The following is a 24,870-nucleotide window of genomic DNA, read 5'->3' as shown; positions in this document are numbered from 1 at the left end:
AGGGTTCAATGGAAAGTGTATTAATAACGGGTGCCAACCGAGGGCTAGGCCTCGAGTTGCAAAAATCATTTCATTCAGGTTCGTTTATTACATTTCCGGTAGTAAGAACTGTTGAAGCAGCGGAACAATTACAGAAGCAATTTCCTTCAGGATGTTTTCCAATAGTTGCGGATTTAACAAGTGATGATTCTATAGAAATCATAAAAACTAACTTAAGTAGAAATACAGATTCACTTGATATTGTGATTAATAATGCAGGAATATCGGGGTCTGAATTTTTAATCGAAACGGTTAGAACAGAAGAGGTAAATGACCTATTTAATATTCATTGTTTAGGGGCGATCAGAACGACTCAAGCATGTATCCAATATTTAAGAAAATCAGATAATCCAAGGGTGATTAATATCTCATCAAGATTAGGATCATTAAGTCGAATGGCATCTGGAGAATTTAAAAACTCAGGATTTTCATATTCATATAGGATGGCTAAGGCTGCTCAGAATATGTTTACGATATGTCTTGGCGAAGAGTTGATGAAGGACAACATAACCGTTTGTGCGATTCATCCAGGACAATTATTAACAAGAGGGCGCTCAACAGATGCAGATACAGATCCAGCTATTGCTGCAGAAAACATTTATAAATGGATAAGAAAGGTTGACATTAATGATACAGGATTGTTTGTACAGCCTTTTGTTCAGAACATGCCTTGGTAGAAACAAGGAGTCGGAGGGTAGACCATGGAGAACATAAAAGCAGTCATCTTCGATTTGGATAATACGTTATTAGATCGAATGAGCACATTTAGAGACTTTGTTAATTCGTTTGTTAATACATATTTTCAACATGTAGAAGAGATTGAGGACATAGTACATCGGATTGTTGAGTTAGATGAGGATGGATATAAGGACAAGAATAAATTATTTGCAGAGCTATTGGAAGAACTCCCTTGGTTAGTGAAACCGGATATCACTGATTTGTTGAATTATTATAGTGCTCAATATAGTACGAATGCATTATTCATGGAACATGCAGCAGAAACGATTCAGTATGTACGTCAGAAGTATAAAGTTGGATTAATTACAAATGGAAGAAACATGATTCAATATGGCAAGATTGATCAACTAGGCATTAGAAATGATTTTGACTTCATTATTGTCTCTGAAGAAGCAGGTATTAAGAAACCGAACATCAAGATATTTCAAATGGCATACGAGAAGATCGAACTAAAACCTGAAGAATGCGTCTATATTGGAGATCATCCCATAAATGATATTGAAGGAGCAGGAAAAGCTGGGATGAACACCATTTGGATTGAAGTCAATCAGCCCTGGAAACATGAAATAACAATCAGACCTCAACATACAATTAAGCATTTAAGAGAATTGCTAGAGATCCTCTAGGCGAAACATCATATACAACCACAATTCATCAAACGAGGGATTTATGATGATAATAAGAAGGGCAGAAATGAATGATCTACATCAAGTTGCGGCATTATCGAAGGTGTGGGAAGAAGAGGATATTACCTATGGATTAAAGGGGAATTCAATCGATGATCTACTGCATTACGTAAGCAATGAATTCTGGATTGTTATCGATCATGAAAAAGTTATTGGATATTTAATAGGCGAAGTGAAGAAGAACGAAGGCTTCGTAATCTTTGAGGAATCCGAACAATCCTATTTTGAAATTGATGAGATCTATATTGATCCAGATTACAGGGAACGAAAAATAGGTTCAGTATTATTAAGTGAAGTAACTAGTCATGTAAAAGAAAAGGGTACGAATAGAATAATTGTGAGTTCAGCTAACAAGGATTTGAAGAAAACTATGGAATTTTACGAGAAGAATGGATTTCAAAGCTGGACAATTACATTGTTTAAGTAGATTGGGTCATTTACTTGAGAGCTTTATTATATGGAGATCCTAATATGAAATTAAAGCAAGAATTACTCGAAGAATTCATCACGATATTAAAACTTGAGAACGACCTTATAACGCTATGCTGGGAAAATATCGCAAGCACTTTTTACATTCAGCGTGAGTATAGCAGCAACTGCTACTTAAAGATCCAACCCATTGGTACTGATGAGTCAGTCGATCTTCAAGATCAAAAATTATTATGGTTACAAAATAAACTGCCAGTTCCTCAGATTATAGAAAAAGGTACTTTGGGTGAATTTGAGTATCTATTAACGGAAGAAGTGCTTGGCACCCCGGTATCCAATATAACGCATCAGAATGGCATTTCTAAGGCTATTAGATTGGCTGCACAAGGGCTCCGAACCATTCATGAGGTACCGATAATTGACTGTCCTTTTGATAATTGCTTGCCAGTTATGTTGGAAAAGGTCCAACGGAATGTTAAGACTGGATCTATCAACGAAGAAAAGTTGAAAAGAAGATTTGGAATTAAGAACGTTGAGAGTACCTTAGTTGAGATTCATAAATATGCCATGGACCTTACGGAAGATTTGGTATTTATCCATGGTGATTATAGTATGCCGAATATTATCATAGGAAATGGTCAGATGACTGGATACCTTGATCTAGGTCATTGCGGTATAGGTGAGCGGTATTATGATTTGGCAGTTGCCGAGAAAAGCATTATTATGAATTTCGGGAAGCGATATGTTGATTTATTTTATAATACATATGGACTGGATATTATTGACCCTGAAAAGGTTAGATATTTTCAAGTTATAGAATGTTTATTGTGGGGGTAACACGCAAATTTAAAGACTGTATATCTACCGAGGTAGGTTATACAGTCTTTTTGATATTTTTTTCCACTAAAAAAATAGTTGAAAGCGTTTTATTAACATGATATGATTTTATCAAGATAATAAATTATTATTAAGAGAATAAATAAACATTGTTTTTTAAAAGTAACCGAGAGGGGAGTTCGGCGTTCATGGGGAGTGAGAATAGGCAATATCTTGAGAAATATTTTCCGATCGCATCCTTTATTGCAGCCATTATGGGTCCGAAATGTGAAGTCGTTGTGCATGATATCAGTGATCCGGAGCACTCGATTGTTCATATTGAGAATGGACACATTAGTGGTCGACAAGTGGGAGATGCATCTACTGACCTCGTGTTAAAAATTCTTAAAACCGAAGCTTACCATGAGGAACAGTATATTGCGAACTATAGAGCGTCGGGGAAAATGGGCCAGAGCTTCCGCTCATCTACTTACTTTATTAAGACTGATCAGGGTAAGCTGGTTGGACTGCTATGCTTGAACATTGATATTACACATATGGAAGTAGCAGCGGAATGGATTCAACATATTTTGCAGGGAGGACCTACCCCTTATATTGCACCTGCTACTCTAGATCAAGCGCCAAAGGAAGAAAAGCAAGCTACCGAGTATTTGCAAGGGAATGCGGATGATCTGCTTCAGCATATGGTATCTTCGGTCACGAATAGATTAACAATTCCACCGGAACGATTGTCATCGCAGGAGAAGATTGAAATTGTTCGTGAATTGAATGATCTTGGCGTTTTCTTACTGAAGGGCGGCGTTTCACAGGTAGCAAACGCATTATCGATATCGGAGCCAACCGTCTATCGTTATTTACAAAAGCTGAAATAAACATCTAGAACCCATACAAGAAGGTGAACATGATGAGTTATAACTTTGATCAAGTGATCAGTAGATTGGGTACTAATAGTGCCAAGTGGGACGGCGTGGTGGACAGCCTTGGTGAAGATATGGTCGTTATTTCTGTAGCAGACATGGACTTGCAAGCGCCTCCACAAGTCGTAGAAAAGGTTAGTGAGATGGCAAGGCATGGAATCTACGGATATACCGATCCGTTCCCTCCATATTATCAGACGGTGCAGAAGTGGCTGGATCGAGCCTACGGATGGAGTGTACCGCAAGAGTGGATTGTCTTTAGTCCTCGGATTATTCAAGCGGTATCCATTATGATTCAGCGATTTACAGAACCGGGGGACCGTATTCTAATGCATACCCCAGCCTATCAACCGATTGCAAATGCTGTTGAGCTCAATGACAGGGAACTTGTAGAGAGTCGTTTGCAACTTAAAGATGGACTATATGAAATCGACTTTGAAGCGATGGAACAGCAAATGCAAGCGGGAGTTAAGATGGTTTTGCTCATCTCTCCGCATAATCCAACTGGGCGTGTGTGGACAAAATGCGAGCTCGAACGCATAGCCGAGCTGTGCATTACTTATGATGCGTTGATCGTATCGGATGATATTCATGCAGATTTTATTCACGAAGGACATGAGCATACCATTATTGCGACTCTATCAGAACATATCGCAGAACGCTCAATCATCTGCACTTCACCCGGGAAAACTTTCAATTTAGCAAGCCTTGAAATCGCTAACATTGTGATTCCGAACAAACATTTAAGAGAGCGGTTTCAGCAGGGATTGCGTCAGGCTGGTATTCATAATCCTACTTTTTTTGCTCCGCCAGCACTTGAGGTCGCATACACCGAATGTGATGATTGGCTAAATGAGCTTCGGAATTATATTACAGATAATATATCATTCACGGAAGATTTCTTCGCTGAGCATATGCCTGCTCTAGAAATCGTGAAAGCCGAAGGAACCTATCTATTGTGGGTAGATTGTAGAAGTATTAGTCATCATGAAAGCGATTTAATCGAATGGATTCAGACTAAAAGCCGAGTTAGCGTGAGTTTTGGGACTTCGTTCGGTGCAGATGGTGAAGGATTTATACGTTTGAACATCGGTGCTCCTAGAGCGGTATTGCAAGAGGCTTTTGAACGAATGGCAAGGAACTACCCTTTAAGAAGCAGATAATTTGAACACATCCATAGGGGGAACCTACAATGGCTAAACTACAACAGGAAAAGACGATTAAGCAACCCACGCTGTTCTTAGCTTTACTACCGATTGTGACCATGATCTTGCTCTTATGTTTAGGGTACGTTCTGTTCGAATTGCCACCAGAACCGCTGATCATCATCTCCACCGTGGTAGCTGGGATCATCGCTATTAAGTTGGGACATAGTTATGATGATATTATGAGTTCAATCGCGCAAAAAATTGCAAAGACCATGCCAGCGATTCTAATTTTGATTACTGTTGGATTTATGATTGGGGCATGGATGATCGGCGGTACGATACCGATGATGATCTATTATGGACTCGACATTATTAATCCGCAATTTTTGCTCATCACGGCATTTATTGTTACTTCAATTGTTTCCTTATGTACAGGTACCTCTTGGGGATCTGCGGGTACAATCGGGGTTGCATTTATGGGAGTTGGAGCAGGTCTGGATGTAAACTTGGCTGCTGTTGCTGGTGCAGTCGTAGCGGGTGCCTATTTCGGTGATAAACTATCGCCTCTATCCGATACAACTAACTTGGCAGCGCTTTCGACTGGTGTAAATCTGTATGAACATATTGGTCACGTACTCTATACAACAGTACCATCCTTTATTGTCGCTGGAACGGTCTTTCTGATTACGGGGTTCAACAGCGGCGGCGCCGATGTAGCAATACCAGAGAAGGTTGTTACGATTATGGATACGCTAAGTACCATATTTAACTGGAATCTCCTCTTGTTACTCCCGGTGTTGATCGTATTATATGGATCGATTCGCAAAAAACCTACGATCCCAGTGATGTTGATCTCTTCGTTTGTAGCGTTGGCGAACGGCATGATCTTTCAAGGATTTACACTGCATGATGTGATCTCTTCCGTTATTAACGGCTTCGATGTAGCAATGGTTAACGTTCAGGGATTTGATGCGGCAGCGGTACTTCCAGACATTCCACGTCTTCTAAATCGCGGTGGTATGAACTCGATGATGGGAACATTGTTGATCTGCTTCTGTGCCATTACGTTCGCAGGTACCATTTCATTGACGAAATCTCTTGAATTGATTGTGAATAAAATTCTCAAGTATGTGCATTCAACGGGTTCACTGATTCTGGCAACGATTGCAACCGGTTTGACAATGATTGGTGTAACAAGTAATGGTCAGGTATCCATCTTAATGCCTGGTGAAATGCTGAGAGAAGCTTATATCCGCCGGGGATTGCATCCGAAGAACCTAGGCCGGACGATTGAAGACTCGGCATCAATTGTTGAACCGATTCTCCCATGGACCGCAGCAGGAGCATACATGGCGGGTACGCTTGGCGTCGCAACGCTGTCCTACTTACCTTGGGCTATCCTATGCTGGACGGGTATAATCTTTGCAACAATCTGGGGCTTCACAGGCTTTGGGATCACCAAGCTGACACCAGAGCAGCAAGAAGAAATGCTTAAAGAGTACGATGAAGTGAAAACGGTTTAGCCATTATACAGTAGTAAAGTGTGTATTTTCAGGATGAACGAATAATGAAACGCAAGTGATATGTAAAATAAAGGAGAGATTCTAAATGACAATCCAAAATAGAAAAACCATCGCAACTCCAAACGCTCCAGGTGCTATCGGTCCTTATTCACAAGCTGTGCAATTTGGTAATATGATCATTACTTCCGGACAGCTTGGTATGAATGCTGCTGGAGAGTTTCCAGACTCGGTGCTTGAACAAGCCAAGCAATCCTTATCTAATGTGAAAGCGATATTGGAAGAGGCAGGATATGGGATGGAGCACGTTGTTAAGACTACTGTTTTTCTAAAAGATATGAACGATTTCCAAACGGTGAATGAAGTGTATGCCACATTTTTCGTAGAGCCTTATCCCGCACGCAGTGCTGTTCAGGTTGCGAAGCTTCCAAAGGATGGACTTGTAGAGATTGAGGTCATCGCAGTTAAATAATCATCGTATATCGAGACCTCCGGGAAACCGGGGGTTTCTTTTATCTGGTATAATTTAATCATTCCTAATTTTTGCTAGGCTATCCATTCAAAAGATGAAAGTAGGGAACGTACATATGAATATCCGAATTAGACAATTGAATGAGCAAGACCCTGTAGTTATCTCCGAATCATTCAAAGAACAAGGCTGGGATAAACCTGTTGATTTGTATCTAAGATATCTTGAGGAACAACAAAATGGTGATCGAGTGTCTTTAATTGCTGAAGTGGACCAAGCTTTTGCGGGTTATGTAAATATACTATGGCAATCTCATTATCCCTCTTTTAAAGAGAAGGGAATCCCTGAGATCAATGATTTTAATGTGTTAATCAAATATCGTCGTTATGGTGTGGGTTCTAAATTGATGGAACAGGCGGAAGCGGTTATTAAAGAGCGTTCTGATATCGCCGGGATTGGTGTTGGTGTATTCTCTGATTATGGTAATGCACAAATTCTATACGCAAAACGCGGGTATATTCCTGATGGAAAGGGAATATATCGTGGTGAAGGATATGTTGAACGTGGAGATACCGTATTAATTGACGATGATGTCGCACTTTATTTAACGAAGAAATTGACGTGATCGTGAGGATTTTATGAGACTCCAACGTTTTTATCAATCTAAAGAAGATCTTATTGAAAAATTTATGCTTGTTGATTCAAGTGCCAAATCTAGTCTTATTTTAATAGACGAAGTTCTTGAAGTGAATATTAAGACTGCAACGAATGATGAATTAATAATTGAATTTACTGATTTTAATACAAAATATATGAGCAGCTCCGATGACTTTTTAATGAGTGAGTCATTTTTTATCGTTATACGAAAAATTGCAACTGTTCGTGCCGGTGAAAAATTTATAGATCCTTTACTAGAATATCTAAATGAAGTTCTTGCCCTTATGATTCTTATTCCAACGAAAAGCTTTAATGAGATGCATCGGACTCAAGTTGAAATAATTAGCAGAGAATATTATCCACAAGGTTCAATTGAGTACGATGATGTCGAATATCAGGCATTTCAATCTGCCCAAGCTATGTGTTAATAACGAAGACCGAGTGTTCGGACACTTGGTCTTTCATTTTAGTAAGGAGGCTATAACATGCCAAAACGTTTTAAAAAGATCAGTGTCGTCGTCTTAATCCTTGCCTTAGTGGGGACGAGTATATTCTTCTTCATGAAGTATAAAGAAGTTAACAAGTCAGAGATGACAACCTACTCTCTTCTGGTTAACAGATTCTACTCATATGGAATATCGATACCCTATAACTCGATTCATCTAGTCAATGAAAAAATAAATAACGGAACTCTTGATGAAGCGGATGTAAAAGTGTGGCTTCATGATATTATTTCAAACATGAGTATAGCTACAGAGACATCTTCAATTGCTTCTAATCATTGGAATCTTACCATTGGAGATAGGAATAGACATGACTCTGTAGCTGAGGTGTCTCGGTTTTTTGAGAGCATTCGAGTGAATCTAAACGATATTATCAAAACTGAAAATGATTATACGATATGGAAGCAGGCATGTGCAGACTTAGAAGGAATATTAAAGATTATGAATAGTAATGTGAGTGAGGAACAATTAGCAGATATGGATTACAGTGAGATTAAAGTGCGTTGGAAGGAGTTAATGCAACTTGTGCATGAACAATATTCAGATTCAAGATTATTAAAATCCTATTTCGCTCTGGATTATTGAGCATTAATTGGGGGATATAACATGAACGAAAATACCAACTTCATTACGCTGGATTTAGCGTTCAACAAGATTAAGTCAGAGGTGCTAACTAGTTATAACATAACAGATCACAAGGATAAGGTAATATTTCAAACCATTGATATAGAAAATGACAAACAGCGCATGTACGATCCATCTTCTGATGCATTCATTCCTTTAAAATATACACAATTTGCAGACGGAGATATAGTAATATCTACGATATCTGAATATTTAGATTTTGCAAAAAAGTTGTATGAGTTATATTCCGAAAATCTCTTCAGTAAAAATGCATTTGAGTACATTTTTGAACATTTGAGTGTTAGAGTTAGGGATTATGATTTAAGACCTTATACAGCAAATGAGGAACAAGAAAAGTATTTAATTATATACGGATTAGGTGATCAAGAGCATATTGCTCATACGAAGATTCAAACCTCGACAGTTCAAATTAAATCAGATACATCTTATATAAATGTAACAGATTCTTATACGGAATTATTGCATGATCGAATTTATTACGGTACTCTGCTCGGAAACAAAATTGTGTCAATCGTAGGTACTAATCAAGTAGTCGAATCGTCACAAATGCCTACTGCTGTAGATATTGGTCTTGAAACGCATGAGGATTACAGACAAAATGGCTATGCACATTCAAATGTGGCTGCTATATCGAAGTATTTAATCAACAAGGGTCATGTTGTTAAATATTGCTGTAATAACAAAAATACAAATTCCATTAAGACAGCGATATCTAGTGGTTTTAAAGTGGTTGCCTATGAAAAGACTATTTGGTGCGTAAATATGGATTAAGCTGAAGTAAGGTCGGAATCATTAATGATTTGGAGTAACGCAAATAGGAGTTGAACTCATTTGGAACAACAAATTAAAGAACTCATGAATGACAAGGTACTTGAAAATGCCGCAAGTTCATTTGGGTTAAACTTCTCAGAATTAAAGTATATCGGTGGCTTTCAAAATTTCGTTTATGAGTATGACCGAAATGGACAACAATATATTCTTCGAATTACTCACAGCTCTCATAGAAACTCAGATGGGGTCAGAGGGGAACTTGAATGGATAGATTATCTGCATCAAAATGGAGTATCCGTCAGTAAGCCTGTACCATCGAAGTATGATAGACAAGTTGAGGTTATCGAACTTGAGAACTCCAGTTTTATAACAACTTCATTCGAGAAAGCACCGGGCAAAAAGATCTTTTACCCAGAGTGCATGAATAATGATGCCTTATCCGAAATGTGTGGCGAAATCACAGGAAAAATTCATGAATTATCGAAGAGATATGTTCCAAGTAGGAAGGAAATAGTGCGTCACCATTGGACAGAGAACTCTTATCTAAAGAACATGAAGAGATTTGTTCCCTTGAATCAACATCAGGTATATGAGAGATATGAAGAGCTCGCGGATCAGATAAATAAGTTAAGAAAAGATGATCAGTATGGACTTATTCATGGTGACATCAATGTAGGAAACTTTTTTGTGGACAATGATAAAATAACGCTATTTGATTTTGATGAATGCCAATATAGCTGGTACGCAGAAGACATAGCTATTCAAATGTTTTATATGGTTTATGTTGTACTTGATGATTCAATAGTAGAAAGAAATAAGCAGGCTAGTAGATTTCTAAAGTCTTTCCTTAAAGGCTATGAACGAAATACAGCGATTGATACGGCTTCAATGGATAACATTCGTTTGTTTCTTCAATTGAGGGAGCTTATCGTTTATATCGGAATGTACCGAAGTTTTGATCTTTCAAATTTAGATAACTGGACTAGTACATACATTAAGGAGAGCCAAGAGCGACTGGAGCGAGGGGTACCGATAGTAAATTACTAGTACTACTTTAAAAGGGAAGGTGTAGTCTATGCAAAATGGATTAATAGTTTTCTTGAATGGGACCTCTAGTTCAGGGAAAACAAGTATTTCGAAAGAACTCATTAGAATTACGAATCATGATTTCATGCATATATCCGTGGATCGCTTTTCAGAAGGTCTCATCCAGAGTTATATTGAAATGTTTCCGAAATTTAAAGAAATCATGGAAGATAACAACGACAAAACAAACGAGATACTGTCTCCTCCTGTTGTAAAGCTTTTTTATGAAACTATTAAATATTTCGCTGTAATCGGTAAGTGCGTAATTGTCGATTCCTTGATCGTAGGCGAAGAACAAATGAGCGAATGTTTAGAATCAATAGGGGACCTAAATGTAATTTTTGTGGGTGTTCAATGTCCACTAGAAGAATTAGAGAGAAGAGAGTTAGCTAGAGGAGATCGACATATAGGGTTAGCAAAATCACAATACGCTCATATACATTCTCATGGAGAGTATGATCTTACGGTAAACACTTACGATTCCTCTATCCAAGAATGTGCAGAGGAGATTTTGGCCTTTATTAATTCTAATAAGGTTGGAAGTGCATTTCAGAAGCTTAAAGAAAACATGAAAGCTGATAAGGTGATGAAAAACACATCATCTAACAACATAAAAGTAACCTCATAGGTGGACTTGAGCTGTTTTGATGATTTCCTTCACCGAGACTAAATTGCTCCTGCTGGGACTTTTTGTTATAATTTTGAGTGATATGTGATTGGGGGTTATGTAGATGGCAACGCTGAATTGCTCATTAGCTAGGAGGTCCTCATGCAAAGCCTAACCTAGGGCGATACTTTGTGTGAGGTGCGATAGAATGGATTCGATCGCCCAACTTAATTTTATCGTTTCTAATAACGGGCTTTGCACCTTATGATTTTCATATTAAATAAGGGGCTGAAACCTATGAATACACCATTTATTAGAAACTATCAATATAATATGATTAAGAAAAATGCGAATTTCCTGTTGAAGACGCTGCGAACTGTGGCAGATCGGAAGGTCTTGGAAACGGTAAGATATACTACTGCGAAGAACATTGTTGACGCGTTCTCCTATTTGTCAGAGGAACAGCAGAAGATGTTGGAGCAAGTATCAACTTTCGAGACAGCGGAAGATTTTCAGAAATATCTTAGTGCACTAGAATCATATTTAGTTCCGTATCCGCCAATTACGTTAAAACAAATTCAAAAGTTGTTTCCTAAGAATAAGAAGCTGAAGGTACCTGATCTAGGATCCATTGATTTTAGATATGTGACATATCTAAGCTGGACAGATATTGCAACGAACAAATTGTTCATTGTATATCCGTTCGAAGATCGGTTCGTCGGTATCGAGGGAAGAATTACGCCGACACACAAGAAGGGGTATTGCATGTTCTGCAATCGACATCACGAGCTCGCATTCTTCTCGGTTAAGACGAAATCCTCAAGTGCTTCACCGGATAATTACGCTGCTTTTGGCCAATACGTATGTATGGATAACACGGTATGTAATCAGAGCATTACAGATACAGGACCTCTCGAGAGATTTATTCTCTCCATTCAGAAATAACATTAAAGGCTGCCTTGAAAGGCAGCCTTTTCTAATCTGTTCTATCAATAAAACTATCAATTTACTTGATAAGGAATGAGTGAATTATGAAACGTACAGTTTTTGCTGTGCTGATATTGATTCTTACCATTGGGTGCACATCTAAATACAATCGAGGAACCTATGATCTCTATCTAATACCTGAAGGTTATGAAGGAGTTATTACAGTCACTTATAACGTTAAAGATGCCCCTAAACTTGAAAAAGAAGGGAAATATGACGTAATTCCGGTTCATGCGAACGGAAGATATGAAACTTCTAATCCTATGTATGATTACGGTGAGGTTATAGACCAATATTATTATGTGGACCAGAAAGGGAAACGAACGGTAATTGATCCGCTATGTGTACAGGTGAAGGGTACTGGGGGCTCTACGAGCTCAGATGGTGTTGAAACCCACTTCACCAAGATGGAAGTAACAAATTCCGAGTGTGGCGAGGACTTTATGCTTGGGACTCGTCCGAATAACTAATAAAAAAGGAAATATACGATATGAAGTTAATGCCAGAATATGCCCATGTTTTAATTGTTGGAGTTGTTTTTCAGAGCTCGTGGAGCTAGTATATTACTGAACGAGAATATTGGTTTTTGAACCTTGAGATGGAAGACCGATTTGGAATTGAAATATTGAATGAATCAACAGCTAAGGACTTTTTACCAAGAATTGAAGAATATAGAGTTCCAACTTCAGAGTTATCTGATATGTTAGAAGATCTGAAGGATGCATTTGAAAATTACGATGAAGTGTTGGAGTTTCTACCCACGATCTATGTTAATTTTGATAAGAGAGAGTTCTATTCACTGCATCCTGAACCTATGTCATTTGAAGATTATGTTCCAGAGGGATGGTTAGGTGAATATAAAGACTTCTATGGATTAGTGCCTGTTCAGGAAAGATATTGGGTAGTTGATGGTATAGACCTCTTTATGAAGTTATATCAAGATCTACGGAAGTCGATATAACAGCATCAATTCGAGACATTAAGGAGCTTAGATCATGAATTCTAGCACGAATCATCAAATTACGATCGATTGTACAGATATCATTCTACGTGAATACCGCATGGAGGACCTTGATCCGTTACATGAGATTACGTGGCAGCCAGAGATTTTTGAATATTTACCTGGATGGAATGTATCCAAAGAGATGAGAGCCGACTGGTTAGCTCATTATGAGATTCCAGAGAATAACCAGTTTCTTCAGGCAGTTAATGAAGAGGAACATGTGAACCAGCTTAGGTTACGTTTAGCTATGGTATTAAAGGACAGTGGTGAATTTATTGGCTGGTGTTGTTCCGGAATAAAGGACGAGTTGCCTGAGCCTAATAGAGAGATTATGTTTGGGATATCAAAAAACTATAGAAACAAAGGATATACTACACAAGCTGTTAAAGGAATGATAGATTACCTGTTTCACAATACAGAGATTGAAGAATTAAGCGCATTAGCTCTATTGAATAATAATCCTTCTAATAAAGTAATTGCAAAGTGTGGTTTTGAATTGAAGAGAGTCATTGAAATTGATGACGAAGAGTACAACTATTATAAAATATATAAATAAGACAGGAAAAATGTGGCATTGTCGTAGCTGGTTGATACAAGTCTGTTAGGGCATTGTTCTATAAAAACGTTATCAAATAGGCTATACTTGGTGTGCCCATGTACAGCCTATTATATTTTTTCACTTGGGAAATACATAGAGAATAGGACAGAGACGATGACACAATACACCATGACGGACATGATGCAAGCCTATGCGGAGGATGCTTTAGACCTTGCAAAACAATTGAATGTTGAATTGAATTTCACTGAAGAAAGTCTAATTCTATTGGATCAAATCCTTGAACAGTATCATAAGGGTATTCCAAAAGGAATAAAGAAAATCTTTTCAAGAGGTCCAACGGAAGAACAGCTTAATCATATGGCAAAGATATGGGGCGGGTATTTAGGCGAAACTATAATCAGACAATGCGGTGGGGAATGGATAATGAGCAGCGCATTTGAGGATGCAATTGCATTAAAAGTAGGAGAATCAGAAATTTACCCACCCGCAAAAGTATATAAGAGAATCATTAATGGATCTGAAGATAATGTGAATGTATACTATAAACTATTGAAACAAGATTGGGATAAATAACAGATTGAAGGGGTTAAAACATGGGAGCTTGGGGATATGGGAATTTTGATAATGATACAGTGCTAGATTGGATCGGTGACCTGGTAGAAACGGAAGGCTTGGAATTAGTTTCTGAATTTATCGAAATGGTGCTTGATGAAGATGATTTAGATGCAGATACCGCATCTTCAGCAATTGGAGCGATTGAAGTATTAGCGGCGTTGCATAATAGACCGGCAACAGAACAGCATGATGATGAAGACCTTGAAGAGTGGATCGAGCAGCATAAAGGACAAGGAGCTAATCTACTCGAAGTGGCTCAAAAAGCGCTGAGAAAGATACTTGCTGAATCCGAGCTCAAAGATTTATGGGAAGAAACGGAACATTATGAGGATTGGGTTAACACCGTTAAAGAGTTGGAAAATAGATTAGTAGTTTGAGTATTTTAGTAGACTAGAAGATATGATTGTGAATGGACACTGATAATAATCGAATATGCTTTAGACAACCAACGACCCTGCCAAAGATAAGCGTTATCTATGGTGGGGTCTTTTCCATTAAACAAAAAAGTCTGAAACGAAATCTGCTTAAGTAGGTGAAGTCTATGGAGCGCTTAGAAACCGATCTCAATATTAGACCTGCGTTATTGGATGAGGCCGCTGTGGTCTTAGAGCTGTGGCAGAAATCTGCAAAATGGCTTAACTCAAAGGGAATTTATCAGTGGCGTCCAGAGTACTTTGATCTCGGGCAAGTTCAGGAATTTATGACGAACGGATCGAATGTTTATCTTGCTGAATTAGACAATGAGATTGTAGGAACCTATGTGATTACCTGGTCAGATCCGTTGATTTGGAAAGAGCTAGATTCACTAGATGCAGGCTATATTCATAGATTTGCAGTAAATAGAGATTATCAAGGGCAAGGAATTGGAAGGGTTCTTCTAAGATCGACAGAAATCCATATTAAACAAAATGGAAAGACGTTAATAAGACTCGATTGTATGGCAGATAATTCAAGGCTTAATCAGTACTATACAGACTTTGGATTTGAATACATAAGAAGAATAGATGGGCAGGGCTGGAGTGCGAATTTATATGAAAAAAGAGGATAAAGACATGATAACAGAACTTAAAAACCAAGACTTTCATAAAGTACGACACTTAACGGATAAGAGTAAGAATATCGAGATTAGAGCAATAGTAGACGGGAATAACCCTGGCAGAGTATATGTTGACCATCCGGCAGAACCTACGGCAGCATTAATCTGGATTGAAGGTCAAAAGGGCTTTCAGATCGTTGGAGATGTATGTAGTAGTACTTTCCTCTCCGATCTAGAAGGATACATGAGAACTCATATTGAACCCCAGCTACAAAAGATAGATGTTCATTGGGTGGAGATTGGTGCCGAAATGGATACTTGGGGCAGTACATTAGATGAAATATTCAGTAACCGCAACATATCGAGCGACAATCAACATGTGTTTAGATTAATGGATCGATTGGCATCTATCGAGTCTCAAATTCATGAAGTAACGATTCAACGTATCGATAGGGAACTACTCTATTCAATACAATTAGATAACCATTCGTTTTTGGAGCAGAAGATCTATCATTTTTGGGATTCCATAGACTCTTTCTTACAGCATGGATTCGGCTATATAGCTGTACATAATAACAATGTGGTAAGTTCGTGCTTTTCTTCTTTTGTTGCGGATCAGACTCACGCCATTGATATCGAGACTTTAGAAGAATATAGAAGAAAAAATTATGGTGTTGCCGTGGCTAGCGCTTTTGTAGAGGAGTGCATTCAACGAGGGCTTCATCCTTACTGGGATTGTACCCCAGAGAATAAAGGGTCCATTCGATTGGCTGAGTCGATAGGGATGACTCATTATTTTGACTACAAAATCTATTTCTATAATGTATTAGATCGGAGTGACTTATGAAATCATCGTTATTAACTATTCGTGGTACTCGATTATATGTTGAACAATACAACGAAGATTGTAAAGTTACCCTACTATACTTGCACGGAGGTCCTGGGGCAAGTTGCGTTGATTTTTGTTACTACCAAGCTAAGGCGTTATCTAATCAACTCAGGGTAGTAGCTATTGACCAACGAGGTGTATTACGTTCTGATCCAATACATAAGGATGAACAGTTTGGAATAGAAGATATTATTAACGATTTAGAGGAACTGAGAATTCAATTAGGCATAAATAATTGGATATTACTAGGGCATTCATTTGGTGGTTATTTAGCGGTAAAGTATGCGCTAGATTATCCGAATTCAATTCGAAAGATTATATTTGAAGCTCCTTGTTTTGATGTGCGTAGTGCAACAAGATCGATCATCTCAAAAGCTAGGGAACATTTTGAAAAAAATAGTAATCAAGATGGTATTATACAATGCAATGAGTATTTAGATAGCGAATTTACAGCAGGAGAACTATGGAATTCACTCGGAAGTGTTTTTGAATTACTTGGTGAGGATAAAGATCTACTATATTTTAAGGGGATAACTCCAGATGATTATGAAGAGATAATTAATAGTCGGATTAGTTCAAACGATATGTGGAACAAAAATAAGATTCATAATGAAAAATTACAGGATGAAGGTAAATTTTTCGAGAATCAGATGCCCGAATTATCAGCTTTAACGCATCCAACGATGCTAATCACAGGGTCATACGATCCAGTCTGCTGCAGTGATCAGCAACATGCTTATTTAAGCAATATACGTAATGGTAAAGTGGTTGAATTCAAACACAGTGCTCACTTTCCGAGGCTTGAAGAACCGAATAGATATACTAATGAAGTGTTGAACTTTATTTTTAGCTAGTCAAGGAGAAATCAATAATGGACCAATGGCAAGCGGTATTTACTGATCGTGACGGTACGATTGGAGGTACGGGTCAATTTTCATGATGTACCAGAGTGCTCAAGAAGCAATCCATAGCCTGAAGGAGGAAGGTTAAAGGTATTTGTCTTTACGAATCAGCACAGAATCTCTTGATGACATTTTTGTACATATGGTTTTGATTATTCTTTTATATGTCAACATGGAAGAACAGAAGGTTGTATCTTCCGTAAACTGATCCTGGAATGCTGTATACTGGGCCGAGAAATATGGAGTGGACTTAACTAGGTGCATTGTGTTAATTGATGTCGGTGATACTGACATGCAAGCAGCACATCCTGCCGGGAAAAAGAAGGTTTTAGTTAGAAATTTCACTCAATGATTATAGGGGTAAACGGCTCAGTGGATTCTAAAACAAGTGAGGTGCGAAATGGATAACAAGGTCATCCAAAGTGCTAGAGAGTTATCGGTTAGGGTCGTTCGGGAAGCGGGTCTGATTGCCAAAGAAAAGTTTGATAACTTTATTGAAGTGAGATCTAAAGATGAGTTTGGGGATGTTGTTACCGAAGTAGACTTTTTAGCCGAAGACATCATCATTAAGCAAATTCAAGCTACTTTTCCAGAACACCAAATCCATAGCGAAGAGGCCGGAGCCATTGGAGCACAGAGTGACTGGTTATGGTTAATTGATCCTCTTGATGGAACGAATAATTTCGCGATTGGTTTGCCTGTCTTTTCGACTTCCATAACATTGATGTATAGAAGAGAGCCTGTCCTGGGAGTCGTATATGAACCTTTAACCGATCGATTATTCGTATCTATGATTGGACAAGGAACAACCTGTAATAATCGACCGATTCAAATGAAGAGTAACCCTAACATTTTCAAAGGAAATATAGGCTGGATTCAAGGACATAAAGTACAGAACGACATCAGGGCAGTGAAGCTAAGGCAATATATTGATATTAAATTTAAAAGGATGATGAGATTATGGGCCCCCACACTTCAATGGTGCATGCTCGCTAAAGGTGATATAGACGGAATTGTTCTCTACAATTCGGAAGGGGACGATTTATATTCAGGTATTTTGATGGTTAAGGAGGCTGGTGGAATTGTGATCGATTTTGAGGGGAATCCCTTTACCGGTATGAATGAAGAGCCGTATATTATTGCTTGCCACCCAGCTCATAAAGAAGACTTGATTAGAATGGTTAGAGAAGGATTGAGGAGCTAATGTCTAAATACTACTGGGACAACAAAATCGAATATCTTAAAAATACCCGATGGTTATATTACAACGACGATTACTTAGAATTTCTCATCCAGCGTGTGTGGAAGATACATAAACCTGTAAAGATCATAGATTATGGTTGTGGATTCGGCTATCTGGGGTTGAAACTCCTTCCTTTGCTACCGCCGGGATCAACATATACGGGAATTGACAAGGGTTCTGCATTAATGAATGAAGCGAAAGAAATATTCTCACAACTATCTTATGAAACTGAATTTATAGAGTCTGACATTGAAGACATCGAGTTAGAACGGAAGTATGACATTGCAGTAAGTCATGCTTTTTTATTACATATAGTTGATCCCAAAAGAATTGTACAGAAAATGATGGATAGCGTCCGTGATAATGGAATGGTGATCTGCTTCGAACCGCATTGGATCGGGAATATGGCGAATTATTATCTGGATGGAATTGAACTAAGTAAAGTGATTCAACTGGGTGTACTTCAGAAATTATATGAAGAAGATATGAAGCGAACTGGAAAAAGTGGGAACATCGGAATCCAACTACCCGTCCTGCTAAGTCAGTTGGGAGTAAGGAACGTAGGGTGCAGGGTTAGCGATAAGGTTAACTTCCTTGATCAGAACATGGATACTTCAAGTAAACATATGCTCTTCAGTGCATTGAAGGAAGAAGGCTTGGGACAACAAACTTCTGATGATAGTTCAGAGTTCACAAACAACTTAATGGCTAGAGGATTAACCGAAGCTGAGGCTAGAAAACAATATGAAGCTGAATCCACTTTTGCAAAGGAATTTGATGATGAATCATGGTTGGTTTATGCACCTAACATGAAAATATCCTTTGGGACAGTAAGTATTAAGGATTCATAAGGAGAAGATGATGAAGACTCGTTTAATGTCTACTGCCTTTTTGTTTAATAACGATAAAATTTTAATGATGAAACGGTCAGCAGAGCGTAAGCTGGCTCCTGGTGTCTGGACAGGTATTGGGGGTCATATTGAACCCGAAGAAATAAACAATCCTGAAATTGCTATTAAGCGTGAGATCTATGAAGAAACGGGAATAGAAAATCATAGATTATCGGATCTGAATTTGAGATATGTTTTGCTTCGTCAGAAAGGTAATGAAATTAGAGAGCAATTCGTCTATTTTGGGAGGACGGATCAACAGCAACTAGTAGAGAATGATGAAGGTGAATTGCATTGGTTAGATATTGAGAGCATTCACGAATTAGATAAACCCATGATTATTGAATCAATGATTGAACATTATTTTAAATTTGGGATTGATAATGAAGAAATCTATGTAGGATTACTAACCATGACTGCTGATAATAAGGCTAAAATGACATTCAGTGCCATGAGAGATCCTATTGTTGTGTAAGAGCGGGTAGACGTTGGAACATATTAAAACGCTTAAACCGGAGTAAGGAGAAATGTAATGCAGATTCAAGGAGTTAATCACTTTTGTTTTTCCGTCTCTGACTTAAAGCAATCCATACTTTTTTATGAGCAGGTCTTTAAATCCAAAACATTAGTTGTTGGTAAAAAGCTTGCTTATTTTGATTTGAACGGGTTATGGATTGCATTAAATGAAGAGAAGGATATACCAAGAAAAGAAATTAATTATTCTTATACTCATCTGGCTTTTTCAGTTCAAGAAGAAGATTTTGAACGGTGGATCGAACATTTACATGCGCATGAAGTTCATATTTTGCCAGGTAGAGATCGAGATGAGCGGGATAAGCGATCTATATATTTTACAGATCCGGATGGACATAAATTTGAACTGCATACAGGACAATTGAAAGATAGATTGGATTATTATAGAAATAATACAACTCATATGAAGTTTTTTGATTAATGTAGATTTGAGTGAAATCGTTTAATGACGTGTAAATTAAGGAGAGTTCTCTATGTATACTCACAGGCCACTTTTAGAAGAGGATCTAATTAAAATATGTACCTGGCCGCAATCATCAGAGGAACTATTGTACGTGAGCCCGAGATTTACATACCCCCTAACACCAGAGCAGATTATTACCATGTTAACAAATCGATTCGAGCCGACGGTTGTGATTGAGATCGAATCAGGACAACCTGTTGCATATGCCAATCTCTATGATGAAAGCAAAAGCGATAGGCATTGTTGGCTTGGAAATGTCATCGTTTCACCAGCCCATAGAGGCAAAGGTGTAGCGGAAGTTTTGCTAAATACAATGATGTTTAATGCTAAACAAAAATATGAAATGAAGAAGCTCCTTCTCTCCTGTCACAACACCAATTCAAGAGGACTCGCATTTTATGATAAGCATAGGTTTAGACCCTTTGATCTAAGAATAACGAAACTAGAAGACGATAGAAGATTAATCACGATCCAAATGGAAAAAGAGCTGTAGGTATAGCACTAGAACATAAGAATATAATATGGAGTCTTGAGTGAGGAAGAAATAATCCAGTTGTATGAAAGGGTGTTTGCGGGTGGAACTTCAAGAAATGAATCAACAATTAAAACAAACAAGAGAAGAATTACTAACCATTCTTAGCGGGCTTCGTGGCGAACAGTTAAACAAGCGGAGAGATCCGCTCAGTTGGAATATTAGTCAGATATGTGAGCACTTAAGTAAGACTGAAGAATTGTATATCATAGCAATCAACAGAGGATTAAAAAGCACGAAGGATTCATTCATAGAGATCAAACCTTTAGAATTACTACTTGATCGAAATACAAAGATTAATGCTCCTGATATCGCAAAGCCAAAGGACGAGCTTTTGGAATGTGAAGAAATTATCGATAGACTAAACCGGTCAAGAGAGAAATTAAATGAGACCTTAAGCGCAATCGAAGATCCTTCTGTGCTGAGTAGAAGATATTATAAACATCCTTTTTTTAAAGAGATGCTATTGATTCAATGGGTTGAATCTCTATTTCTGCATGAACAAAGACACATTGCACAAATCAATGAAATTTTAGAGTGCGAGTAAATAATATTCTTTACACACGAACGTGCATTCTTTATTATATTCCTATATATGGATTCTTTAGATCACGTAGGAATGGTATCGGATTGATTCAGAATAAGTGATGAACTACCCGGCTTAGGATAATGGCTATCTTAGGCTGGGTTATTTTTTGCTAGATAAAGGAGATTAAATGATAGAGAAAATAAAGGTACGGCATATTCAATTCATGGGGTATTTATCTTGCTATGCTTCGATCATGCTATGGTTGCTTCTAATTTGGAATGAACCATATTTTGAAGGAATGAATAGCATTCGTTTATTTCATTCTGTAACTATGATCTTGTTGCCTTCTCTTCTTTTTCAGATTGGGTTATATACATCAAAAGTGCTGTTAATGATTCTAGCTTTGTTGTGGGGTATTCCTTATGCAGTATATATGCTGATTACTTCAAGTATATATATGCTCTTCGGATTCATTAGTTTGCTCTATTTAATCTGTATCATCTTACTTAGACTAAAAAATGTTGAATATTGGTGATAAACTTCGGAAGTGAAAGGCAGGGGGGATGAAGCGTGCTTAAACATACCATTGATCATTCTACATATCTATCCTTGTTAGAGATTAGGGATGCAGATAAGTTATATGCATTAATTAACAGGAATCGGGATCATATTGGGAAGTGGTTAAAGTTCCCTAGTCTGACGTTAACATCGGATGATTCCAAGGCCTTTATCGAAAGAATCCGTTTAAGATATTCCGAGGGAGAAGGATACTGGTTAGGCATATGGAATGAGAATGAGTTAGTAGGATCCATTGGTTTTTTATACATAGATCAAGAGAATAAGAAAACGGAAATAGGATATTGGCTAGGTCAAGAATATGAAGGTAAAGGTTATGTGACAAGTTCCGTTAAAGCGTTAATCCATTATGGATTTGATAAGCTTCATTTAAATAAAATTGAAATAGGTGTAGCCACAGAGAACACTAAGAGTCGTGTTATTCCGGAGAAGCTAGGATTCAAGCGTGAAGGTGAAATCAGAGATTATGAATATATGAACGGAAGATTTCTGAATCGAGTCATGTATGGATTGAAATCAACGGAATGGAACGTACTTTAGAAGGGGGAAGTCGCTAGTGAAGATTTTTTTAGTAAGGCATGGTATGGATGAGGAAGGATTTCGGGGAGGGTGGAGTAACCGAGGGCTAATAGAGCAAGGCGTCCATCAGTCTAAAAAACTTGCACAATATCTCGTTGAACAATCAGACCAATATGGTATCAACACGATTTTGAGTAGTGATCTTACTCGGGCGGTTGAAACAACAAGGGAGATTGAATCCATTCTGAAGCTAGAAGCCACCTATTCAGTAGAATGGAGAGAAATGAATAACGGGGAACTCGCTGGTATGGAACACAAAGAAGCGGAGGTGAAGTATCCGGGGATATATTTTAATACCCTTCAAATGGATACGGCTTTCCCAGGAGGAGAAATACCACAGGATTTTTATAACAGAATTTGTAAAGCATTTAATGATTTGTGCATGAATCTAGAAAACAAAAAAGTGCAATCGAATGTATTAATCGTTACGCATGGTGGCGTGATTAATGTGTTGTATTATCTACTGAATGGTGAAGAATGGACCAATAAATCTCCGTTTCATTCGATTGAGAATACAAGTGTACATACGATAGAGCGGACAGCGAATGGGTGGGGAATGACGGAAAGGAATTTTATGAATCATTTAAAAGGTATTGAAAGTGGATCGATAAGAAAATAATCCTACATATCATATAATGCGCCAAGAAAGGAAAAGAAGGAAATGAAGAAGCTAGATTTCAATATGTATAAGAGTTTATTAGTTAATCATTTTCGTACTAATCTCGAGAACTTTGCTAAGACAGTTAATAATAAGGAAGTTTATGCTGTTGTACTGGATTCACATGCAACCTATGGGACCGTTAATATGAGGTGGAATACGGTATATGATTTTGAAAAGAGGGTTGAAAAATTTTATGGATCATACACCGAGGACAGGCTAAATGGTTTTTCAGGAGTAAAATACAGTGTAGGAGATTTCTACTACGAGGATTCTATTCAGCCTAATGAAATAAAGACATTTGGACTGTCGTATGATGAGACAATCACTAACTATTTCGATAGTGAAGATGATCACTCATTAAATGAGTTAATGGAGAAATTTATTAATGTTCTAGTCGAGATATTAGATGAACTTAAGACAACATTATCACTTCTAAATAAGACCGACAACTTCATAGCGTATATCGTTGAGCATGATGAAGATGTTGATAAATATATTAAGAGGACTGTTACTATTGAAGAATACTATCGAGCCTTCCCTGAAATAAAAGAATACGATCATTATTTAGAGATAATATATTCGTTGCCTAAAGAAAAGCAAGTTATCCACTGGTGTGGTTTATTAAGTGATTTTTTAAGTGAAAGAGATACTGAGGAGGTACGTTTATTCAAGCAAATGTATCGAACCGAGTTTGATGTCGAAGGCGAATTGGTGAAATTAGGTTCAATTGCTGCTGACAACGTAGTTAATCTTTTTGAGGTGTATTCGGGATACATTCCGACGGGAAATGGCACGATTATTCAAAGTACAGAGAACACTCGGTGGACATTTTTAAGTATTTTAATAGAGATTAAGTCTGCGGAAGAGGGAACGATTGAGCGTTTGAAAAATATCCTCATACGAAAATATGAAATTGATAATGAGATGCGAGAATGCGTTAACATTGCTAGAACACTACATGCTCTTGACTCTTCACGTTTTCCTGAGGAGGAGCATGATAAAGGTAGGCTTAGGTTATTAAATCTTCATGAATATAAAGCGAATTAGATGATTGGAATCAACCCGGACGAAGATATACAACAAGAAAGGTGAAGTGAAATGACAGCGAACAAAGAGTTAAGAACGTGTGAAAAAGGGCACCAGTACTACAAAAGCAGTGATTGCCCAACCTGCCCGAAGTGTGAACAACAACGAAAGCCTAGTAGTGGATTTCTTTCGCTTCTCTCGGCGCCAGCACGAAGAGCATTGGAGCACCATGGAATAACCAGTCTACAAGAGTTATCAACATATAGCGAAAAGGAAATTTTGCAATTACACGGTATGGGCCCAGCTTCATTACCTAAACTTAGAGCTGCATTGCAGGAAAAGGGATTGACCTTTAAGAACTGAATCCGGATCGACTATAGGAGGTATTGCCATGCCAAAAGTGATTATTGATATATTAGAAGGCCGATCCGAAGAACATAAGAAAGCGTTGCTTGATGCCGTTCATCATGCTTTAGTTGAAGCTCTAAAAATTCCTGATGATGATCGGATTCAAATCTTAAATGAGCATAAGAGAACCCACTTTGAGTTACCTCCTGATAAATCCGAATTATACACAAGTATTGAAATTAAAATGTTTGCCGGTAGATCATTAGTGGCTAAGAGAACACTTTATAGATCATTAGCGACGAACCTCAACAAGTTAGGAATAGAACCACACGATTTCATGGTCATCTTACACGAGCCTGCAATGGAGAATTGGGGGATACGTGGATTACCTGCAAGTGAGATTAATATTGGATTCAAGATCGATGTTTGAGTCAACAAGGAGGCAA

Annotated in this window: 34 protein-coding genes; all 34 read left to right on the top strand. The window is 37.9% G+C overall.

Annotated features, from left to right (window positions below):
- The first annotated feature begins 8 nt into the window (after nucleotides 1–8).
- Nucleotides 9–716 (top strand): SDR family NAD(P)-dependent oxidoreductase, encoded by a 708-nt coding sequence (locus ACK8P5_RS17755; protein WP_422657591.1) that lies wholly within the window; start codon nucleotides 9–11, stop codon nucleotides 714–716.
- Between the two features lie 24 nt (nucleotides 717–740).
- Nucleotides 741–1,403, top strand: a complete 663-nt coding sequence (locus tag ACK8P5_RS17750; RefSeq protein WP_422657590.1) for an HAD family hydrolase — start codon at nucleotides 741–743, stop codon at nucleotides 1,401–1,403.
- A 67-nt stretch (nucleotides 1,404–1,470) separates the two neighbouring features.
- Nucleotides 1,471–1,890: a GNAT family N-acetyltransferase gene (locus ACK8P5_RS17745; RefSeq protein ID WP_422657589.1), complete on the top strand. Its 420-nt coding sequence runs from the start codon at nucleotides 1,471–1,473 to the stop codon at nucleotides 1,888–1,890.
- 44 nt (nucleotides 1,891–1,934) lie between these two features.
- Nucleotides 1,935–2,729: an aminoglycoside 3'-phosphotransferase gene (locus ACK8P5_RS17740; RefSeq protein WP_422657588.1), complete on the top strand. Its 795-nt coding sequence runs from the start codon at nucleotides 1,935–1,937 to the stop codon at nucleotides 2,727–2,729.
- 188 nt (nucleotides 2,730–2,917) lie between these two features.
- Nucleotides 2,918–3,601, top strand: a complete 684-nt coding sequence (locus ACK8P5_RS17735) for a helix-turn-helix transcriptional regulator (protein ID WP_422657587.1) — start codon at nucleotides 2,918–2,920, stop codon at nucleotides 3,599–3,601.
- 32 nt (nucleotides 3,602–3,633) lie between these two features.
- The gene (locus ACK8P5_RS17730) at nucleotides 3,634–4,809 is read left to right on the top strand and encodes a MalY/PatB family protein (RefSeq protein ID WP_422657586.1); all 1,176 of its coding nucleotides are present in this window, start codon (nucleotides 3,634–3,636) and stop codon (nucleotides 4,807–4,809) included.
- Between the two features lie 29 nt (nucleotides 4,810–4,838).
- The gene (gene nhaC, locus ACK8P5_RS17725) at nucleotides 4,839–6,317 is read left to right on the top strand and encodes a Na+/H+ antiporter NhaC (RefSeq protein ID WP_422657585.1); all 1,479 of its coding nucleotides are present in this window, start codon (nucleotides 4,839–4,841) and stop codon (nucleotides 6,315–6,317) included.
- Between the two features lie 85 nt (nucleotides 6,318–6,402).
- Entirely contained in the window at nucleotides 6,403–6,786 is a 384-nt protein-coding gene (locus ACK8P5_RS17720; protein ID WP_422657584.1) for a RidA family protein, read from the top strand.
- 115 nt (nucleotides 6,787–6,901) lie between these two features.
- The gene (locus tag ACK8P5_RS17715) at nucleotides 6,902–7,408 is read left to right on the top strand and encodes a GNAT family N-acetyltransferase (RefSeq protein ID WP_422657583.1); all 507 of its coding nucleotides are present in this window, start codon (nucleotides 6,902–6,904) and stop codon (nucleotides 7,406–7,408) included.
- 13 nt (nucleotides 7,409–7,421) lie between these two features.
- Nucleotides 7,422–7,868, top strand: coding sequence for a hypothetical protein (locus ACK8P5_RS17710; RefSeq protein WP_422657582.1), 447 nt, complete (start codon nucleotides 7,422–7,424; stop codon nucleotides 7,866–7,868).
- A gap of 57 nt (nucleotides 7,869–7,925) precedes the next feature.
- Nucleotides 7,926–8,528, top strand: coding sequence for a hypothetical protein (locus ACK8P5_RS17705; RefSeq protein WP_422657581.1), 603 nt, complete (start codon nucleotides 7,926–7,928; stop codon nucleotides 8,526–8,528).
- A gap of 21 nt (nucleotides 8,529–8,549) precedes the next feature.
- Entirely contained in the window at nucleotides 8,550–9,359 is an 810-nt protein-coding gene (locus tag ACK8P5_RS17700) for a GNAT family N-acetyltransferase (protein ID WP_422657580.1), read from the top strand.
- Nucleotides 9,360–9,419: 60 nt separating this feature from the next.
- On the top strand, nucleotides 9,420–10,406 hold the full coding sequence (locus ACK8P5_RS17695) for a phosphotransferase enzyme family protein (RefSeq protein ID WP_422657579.1): 987 nt from the start codon (nucleotides 9,420–9,422) through the stop codon (nucleotides 10,404–10,406).
- A gap of 28 nt (nucleotides 10,407–10,434) precedes the next feature.
- Nucleotides 10,435–11,073 carry a chloramphenicol phosphotransferase CPT family protein gene (locus ACK8P5_RS17690; RefSeq protein WP_422657578.1) on the top strand — a complete coding sequence of 213 codons (639 nt, stop codon included), beginning with the start codon at nucleotides 10,435–10,437 and terminating at the stop codon, nucleotides 11,071–11,073.
- Between the two features lie 276 nt (nucleotides 11,074–11,349).
- Complete coding sequence (locus ACK8P5_RS17685) at nucleotides 11,350–11,997, top strand: FusB/FusC family EF-G-binding protein (RefSeq protein ID WP_422657577.1); 648 nt, start codon at nucleotides 11,350–11,352, stop codon at nucleotides 11,995–11,997.
- An 86-nt stretch (nucleotides 11,998–12,083) separates the two neighbouring features.
- The gene (locus ACK8P5_RS17680; RefSeq protein ID WP_422657576.1) at nucleotides 12,084–12,509 is read left to right on the top strand and encodes a DUF6843 domain-containing protein; all 426 of its coding nucleotides are present in this window, start codon (nucleotides 12,084–12,086) and stop codon (nucleotides 12,507–12,509) included.
- Between the two features lie 128 nt (nucleotides 12,510–12,637).
- Nucleotides 12,638–13,000 (top strand): hypothetical protein, encoded by a 363-nt coding sequence (locus tag ACK8P5_RS17675; protein ID WP_422657575.1) that lies wholly within the window; start codon nucleotides 12,638–12,640, stop codon nucleotides 12,998–13,000.
- A 34-nt stretch (nucleotides 13,001–13,034) separates the two neighbouring features.
- Complete coding sequence (locus tag ACK8P5_RS17670; RefSeq protein ID WP_422657574.1) at nucleotides 13,035–13,598, top strand: GNAT family N-acetyltransferase; 564 nt, start codon at nucleotides 13,035–13,037, stop codon at nucleotides 13,596–13,598.
- Nucleotides 13,599–13,769: 171 nt separating this feature from the next.
- The gene (locus tag ACK8P5_RS17665; RefSeq protein ID WP_422657573.1) at nucleotides 13,770–14,174 is read left to right on the top strand and encodes a hypothetical protein; all 405 of its coding nucleotides are present in this window, start codon (nucleotides 13,770–13,772) and stop codon (nucleotides 14,172–14,174) included.
- Nucleotides 14,175–14,194: 20 nt separating this feature from the next.
- On the top strand, nucleotides 14,195–14,593 hold the full coding sequence (locus ACK8P5_RS17660; protein WP_422657572.1) for a DUF4259 domain-containing protein: 399 nt from the start codon (nucleotides 14,195–14,197) through the stop codon (nucleotides 14,591–14,593).
- A 164-nt stretch (nucleotides 14,594–14,757) separates the two neighbouring features.
- Nucleotides 14,758–15,264: a GNAT family N-acetyltransferase gene (locus tag ACK8P5_RS17655; protein WP_422657571.1), complete on the top strand. Its 507-nt coding sequence runs from the start codon at nucleotides 14,758–14,760 to the stop codon at nucleotides 15,262–15,264.
- On the top strand, nucleotides 15,248–16,099 hold the full coding sequence (locus ACK8P5_RS17650) for a GNAT family N-acetyltransferase (RefSeq protein WP_422657570.1): 852 nt from the start codon (nucleotides 15,248–15,250) through the stop codon (nucleotides 16,097–16,099). Before ACK8P5_RS17655 ends, ACK8P5_RS17650 begins: the two co-directional genes overlap by 17 nt.
- Nucleotides 16,096–16,995 (top strand): alpha/beta fold hydrolase, encoded by a 900-nt coding sequence (locus tag ACK8P5_RS17645; RefSeq protein WP_422657569.1) that lies wholly within the window; start codon nucleotides 16,096–16,098, stop codon nucleotides 16,993–16,995. Before ACK8P5_RS17650 ends, ACK8P5_RS17645 begins: the two co-directional genes overlap by 4 nt.
- 448 nt (nucleotides 16,996–17,443) lie before the next feature.
- Entirely contained in the window at nucleotides 17,444–18,247 is an 804-nt protein-coding gene (locus ACK8P5_RS17640) for an inositol monophosphatase family protein (RefSeq protein WP_422657568.1), read from the top strand.
- Entirely contained in the window at nucleotides 18,247–19,137 is an 891-nt protein-coding gene (locus ACK8P5_RS17635) for a methyltransferase domain-containing protein (protein ID WP_422657567.1), read from the top strand. Before ACK8P5_RS17640 ends, ACK8P5_RS17635 begins: the two co-directional genes overlap by 1 nt.
- 25 nt (nucleotides 19,138–19,162) lie before the next feature.
- Nucleotides 19,163–19,651 carry an NUDIX domain-containing protein gene (locus tag ACK8P5_RS17630; protein ID WP_422657566.1) on the top strand — a complete coding sequence of 163 codons (489 nt, stop codon included), beginning with the start codon at nucleotides 19,163–19,165 and terminating at the stop codon, nucleotides 19,649–19,651.
- A 57-nt stretch (nucleotides 19,652–19,708) separates the two neighbouring features.
- Nucleotides 19,709–20,131 (top strand): metallothiol transferase FosB, encoded by a 423-nt coding sequence (gene fosB, locus ACK8P5_RS17625; RefSeq protein WP_422657565.1) that lies wholly within the window; start codon nucleotides 19,709–19,711, stop codon nucleotides 20,129–20,131.
- 52 nt (nucleotides 20,132–20,183) lie between these two features.
- On the top strand, nucleotides 20,184–20,666 hold the full coding sequence (locus ACK8P5_RS17620) for a GNAT family N-acetyltransferase (protein WP_422657564.1): 483 nt from the start codon (nucleotides 20,184–20,186) through the stop codon (nucleotides 20,664–20,666).
- Nucleotides 20,667–20,748: 82 nt separating this feature from the next.
- Entirely contained in the window at nucleotides 20,749–21,252 is a 504-nt protein-coding gene (locus ACK8P5_RS17615; protein ID WP_422657563.1) for a DinB family protein, read from the top strand.
- A gap of 552 nt (nucleotides 21,253–21,804) precedes the next feature.
- The gene (locus ACK8P5_RS17610; protein WP_422657562.1) at nucleotides 21,805–22,350 is read left to right on the top strand and encodes a GNAT family N-acetyltransferase; all 546 of its coding nucleotides are present in this window, start codon (nucleotides 21,805–21,807) and stop codon (nucleotides 22,348–22,350) included.
- Between the two features lie 16 nt (nucleotides 22,351–22,366).
- Nucleotides 22,367–23,008: a histidine phosphatase family protein gene (locus ACK8P5_RS17605; RefSeq protein WP_422657561.1), complete on the top strand. Its 642-nt coding sequence runs from the start codon at nucleotides 22,367–22,369 to the stop codon at nucleotides 23,006–23,008.
- Nucleotides 23,009–23,050: 42 nt separating this feature from the next.
- A complete protein-coding gene (locus ACK8P5_RS17600) occupies nucleotides 23,051–24,097 on the top strand; it encodes a hypothetical protein (protein WP_422657560.1) in 1,047 nt (348 codons plus the stop codon).
- Between the two features lie 51 nt (nucleotides 24,098–24,148).
- Entirely contained in the window at nucleotides 24,149–24,439 is a 291-nt protein-coding gene (locus ACK8P5_RS17595) for an RNA polymerase alpha subunit C-terminal domain-containing protein (protein WP_422657559.1), read from the top strand.
- 28 nt (nucleotides 24,440–24,467) lie between these two features.
- Nucleotides 24,468–24,854 carry a tautomerase family protein gene (locus tag ACK8P5_RS17590; RefSeq protein WP_422657558.1) on the top strand — a complete coding sequence of 129 codons (387 nt, stop codon included), beginning with the start codon at nucleotides 24,468–24,470 and terminating at the stop codon, nucleotides 24,852–24,854.
- Nucleotides 24,855–24,870: the final 16 nt, after the last annotated feature.

It is taken from the genome of Paenibacillus sp. EC2-1 (assembly GCF_049311625.1).
Classification (GTDB): domain Bacteria; phylum Bacillota; class Bacilli; order Paenibacillales; family Paenibacillaceae; genus Paenibacillus_AQ.
Note: the sequence above shows the minus strand (reverse complement) of the source record. Positions and strands in the feature narration are given on the sequence as shown.

What these genes read in the sequence shown, in the direction of transcription:
- ACK8P5_RS17755 (WP_422657591.1), top strand. Translation starts at nt 9, where the DNA reads ATGGAAAGTGTATTAATAACGGGTGCCAACCGAGGGCTAGGCCTCGAG.
- ACK8P5_RS17750 (WP_422657590.1), top strand. Translation starts at nt 741, where the DNA reads ATGGAGAACATAAAAGCAGTCATCTTCGATTTGGATAATACGTTATTA.
- ACK8P5_RS17745 (WP_422657589.1), top strand. Translation starts at nt 1,471, where the DNA reads ATGAATGATCTACATCAAGTTGCGGCATTATCGAAGGTGTGGGAAGAA.
- ACK8P5_RS17740 (WP_422657588.1), top strand. Translation starts at nt 1,935, where the DNA reads ATGAAATTAAAGCAAGAATTACTCGAAGAATTCATCACGATATTAAAA.
- ACK8P5_RS17735 (WP_422657587.1), top strand. Translation starts at nt 2,918, where the DNA reads ATGGGGAGTGAGAATAGGCAATATCTTGAGAAATATTTTCCGATCGCA.
- ACK8P5_RS17730 (WP_422657586.1), top strand. Translation starts at nt 3,634, where the DNA reads ATGAGTTATAACTTTGATCAAGTGATCAGTAGATTGGGTACTAATAGT.
- nhaC (WP_422657585.1), top strand. Translation starts at nt 4,839, where the DNA reads ATGGCTAAACTACAACAGGAAAAGACGATTAAGCAACCCACGCTGTTC.
- ACK8P5_RS17720 (WP_422657584.1), top strand. Translation starts at nt 6,403, where the DNA reads ATGACAATCCAAAATAGAAAAACCATCGCAACTCCAAACGCTCCAGGT.
- ACK8P5_RS17715 (WP_422657583.1), top strand. Translation starts at nt 6,902, where the DNA reads ATGAATATCCGAATTAGACAATTGAATGAGCAAGACCCTGTAGTTATC.
- ACK8P5_RS17710 (WP_422657582.1), top strand. Translation starts at nt 7,422, where the DNA reads ATGAGACTCCAACGTTTTTATCAATCTAAAGAAGATCTTATTGAAAAA.
- ACK8P5_RS17705 (WP_422657581.1), top strand. Translation starts at nt 7,926, where the DNA reads ATGCCAAAACGTTTTAAAAAGATCAGTGTCGTCGTCTTAATCCTTGCC.
- ACK8P5_RS17700 (WP_422657580.1), top strand. Translation starts at nt 8,550, where the DNA reads ATGAACGAAAATACCAACTTCATTACGCTGGATTTAGCGTTCAACAAG.
- ACK8P5_RS17690 (WP_422657578.1), top strand. Translation starts at nt 10,435, where the DNA reads ATGCAAAATGGATTAATAGTTTTCTTGAATGGGACCTCTAGTTCAGGG.
- ACK8P5_RS17685 (WP_422657577.1), top strand. Translation starts at nt 11,350, where the DNA reads ATGAATACACCATTTATTAGAAACTATCAATATAATATGATTAAGAAA.
- ACK8P5_RS17680 (WP_422657576.1), top strand. Translation starts at nt 12,084, where the DNA reads ATGAAACGTACAGTTTTTGCTGTGCTGATATTGATTCTTACCATTGGG.
- ACK8P5_RS17675 (WP_422657575.1), top strand. Translation starts at nt 12,638, where the DNA reads ATGGAAGACCGATTTGGAATTGAAATATTGAATGAATCAACAGCTAAG.
- ACK8P5_RS17670 (WP_422657574.1), top strand. Translation starts at nt 13,035, where the DNA reads ATGAATTCTAGCACGAATCATCAAATTACGATCGATTGTACAGATATC.
- ACK8P5_RS17665 (WP_422657573.1), top strand. Translation starts at nt 13,770, where the DNA reads ATGACGGACATGATGCAAGCCTATGCGGAGGATGCTTTAGACCTTGCA.
- ACK8P5_RS17660 (WP_422657572.1), top strand. Translation starts at nt 14,195, where the DNA reads ATGGGAGCTTGGGGATATGGGAATTTTGATAATGATACAGTGCTAGAT.
- ACK8P5_RS17655 (WP_422657571.1), top strand. Translation starts at nt 14,758, where the DNA reads ATGGAGCGCTTAGAAACCGATCTCAATATTAGACCTGCGTTATTGGAT.
- ACK8P5_RS17650 (WP_422657570.1), top strand. Translation starts at nt 15,248, where the DNA reads ATGAAAAAAGAGGATAAAGACATGATAACAGAACTTAAAAACCAAGAC.
- ACK8P5_RS17645 (WP_422657569.1), top strand. Translation starts at nt 16,096, where the DNA reads ATGAAATCATCGTTATTAACTATTCGTGGTACTCGATTATATGTTGAA.
- ACK8P5_RS17640 (WP_422657568.1), top strand. Translation starts at nt 17,444, where the DNA reads ATGGATAACAAGGTCATCCAAAGTGCTAGAGAGTTATCGGTTAGGGTC.
- ACK8P5_RS17635 (WP_422657567.1), top strand. Translation starts at nt 18,247, where the DNA reads ATGTCTAAATACTACTGGGACAACAAAATCGAATATCTTAAAAATACC.
- ACK8P5_RS17630 (WP_422657566.1), top strand. Translation starts at nt 19,163, where the DNA reads ATGTCTACTGCCTTTTTGTTTAATAACGATAAAATTTTAATGATGAAA.
- fosB (WP_422657565.1), top strand. Translation starts at nt 19,709, where the DNA reads ATGCAGATTCAAGGAGTTAATCACTTTTGTTTTTCCGTCTCTGACTTA.
- ACK8P5_RS17620 (WP_422657564.1), top strand. Translation starts at nt 20,184, where the DNA reads ATGTATACTCACAGGCCACTTTTAGAAGAGGATCTAATTAAAATATGT.
- ACK8P5_RS17600 (WP_422657560.1), top strand. Translation starts at nt 23,051, where the DNA reads ATGAAGAAGCTAGATTTCAATATGTATAAGAGTTTATTAGTTAATCAT.
- ACK8P5_RS17595 (WP_422657559.1), top strand. Translation starts at nt 24,149, where the DNA reads ATGACAGCGAACAAAGAGTTAAGAACGTGTGAAAAAGGGCACCAGTAC.
- ACK8P5_RS17590 (WP_422657558.1), top strand. Translation starts at nt 24,468, where the DNA reads ATGCCAAAAGTGATTATTGATATATTAGAAGGCCGATCCGAAGAACAT.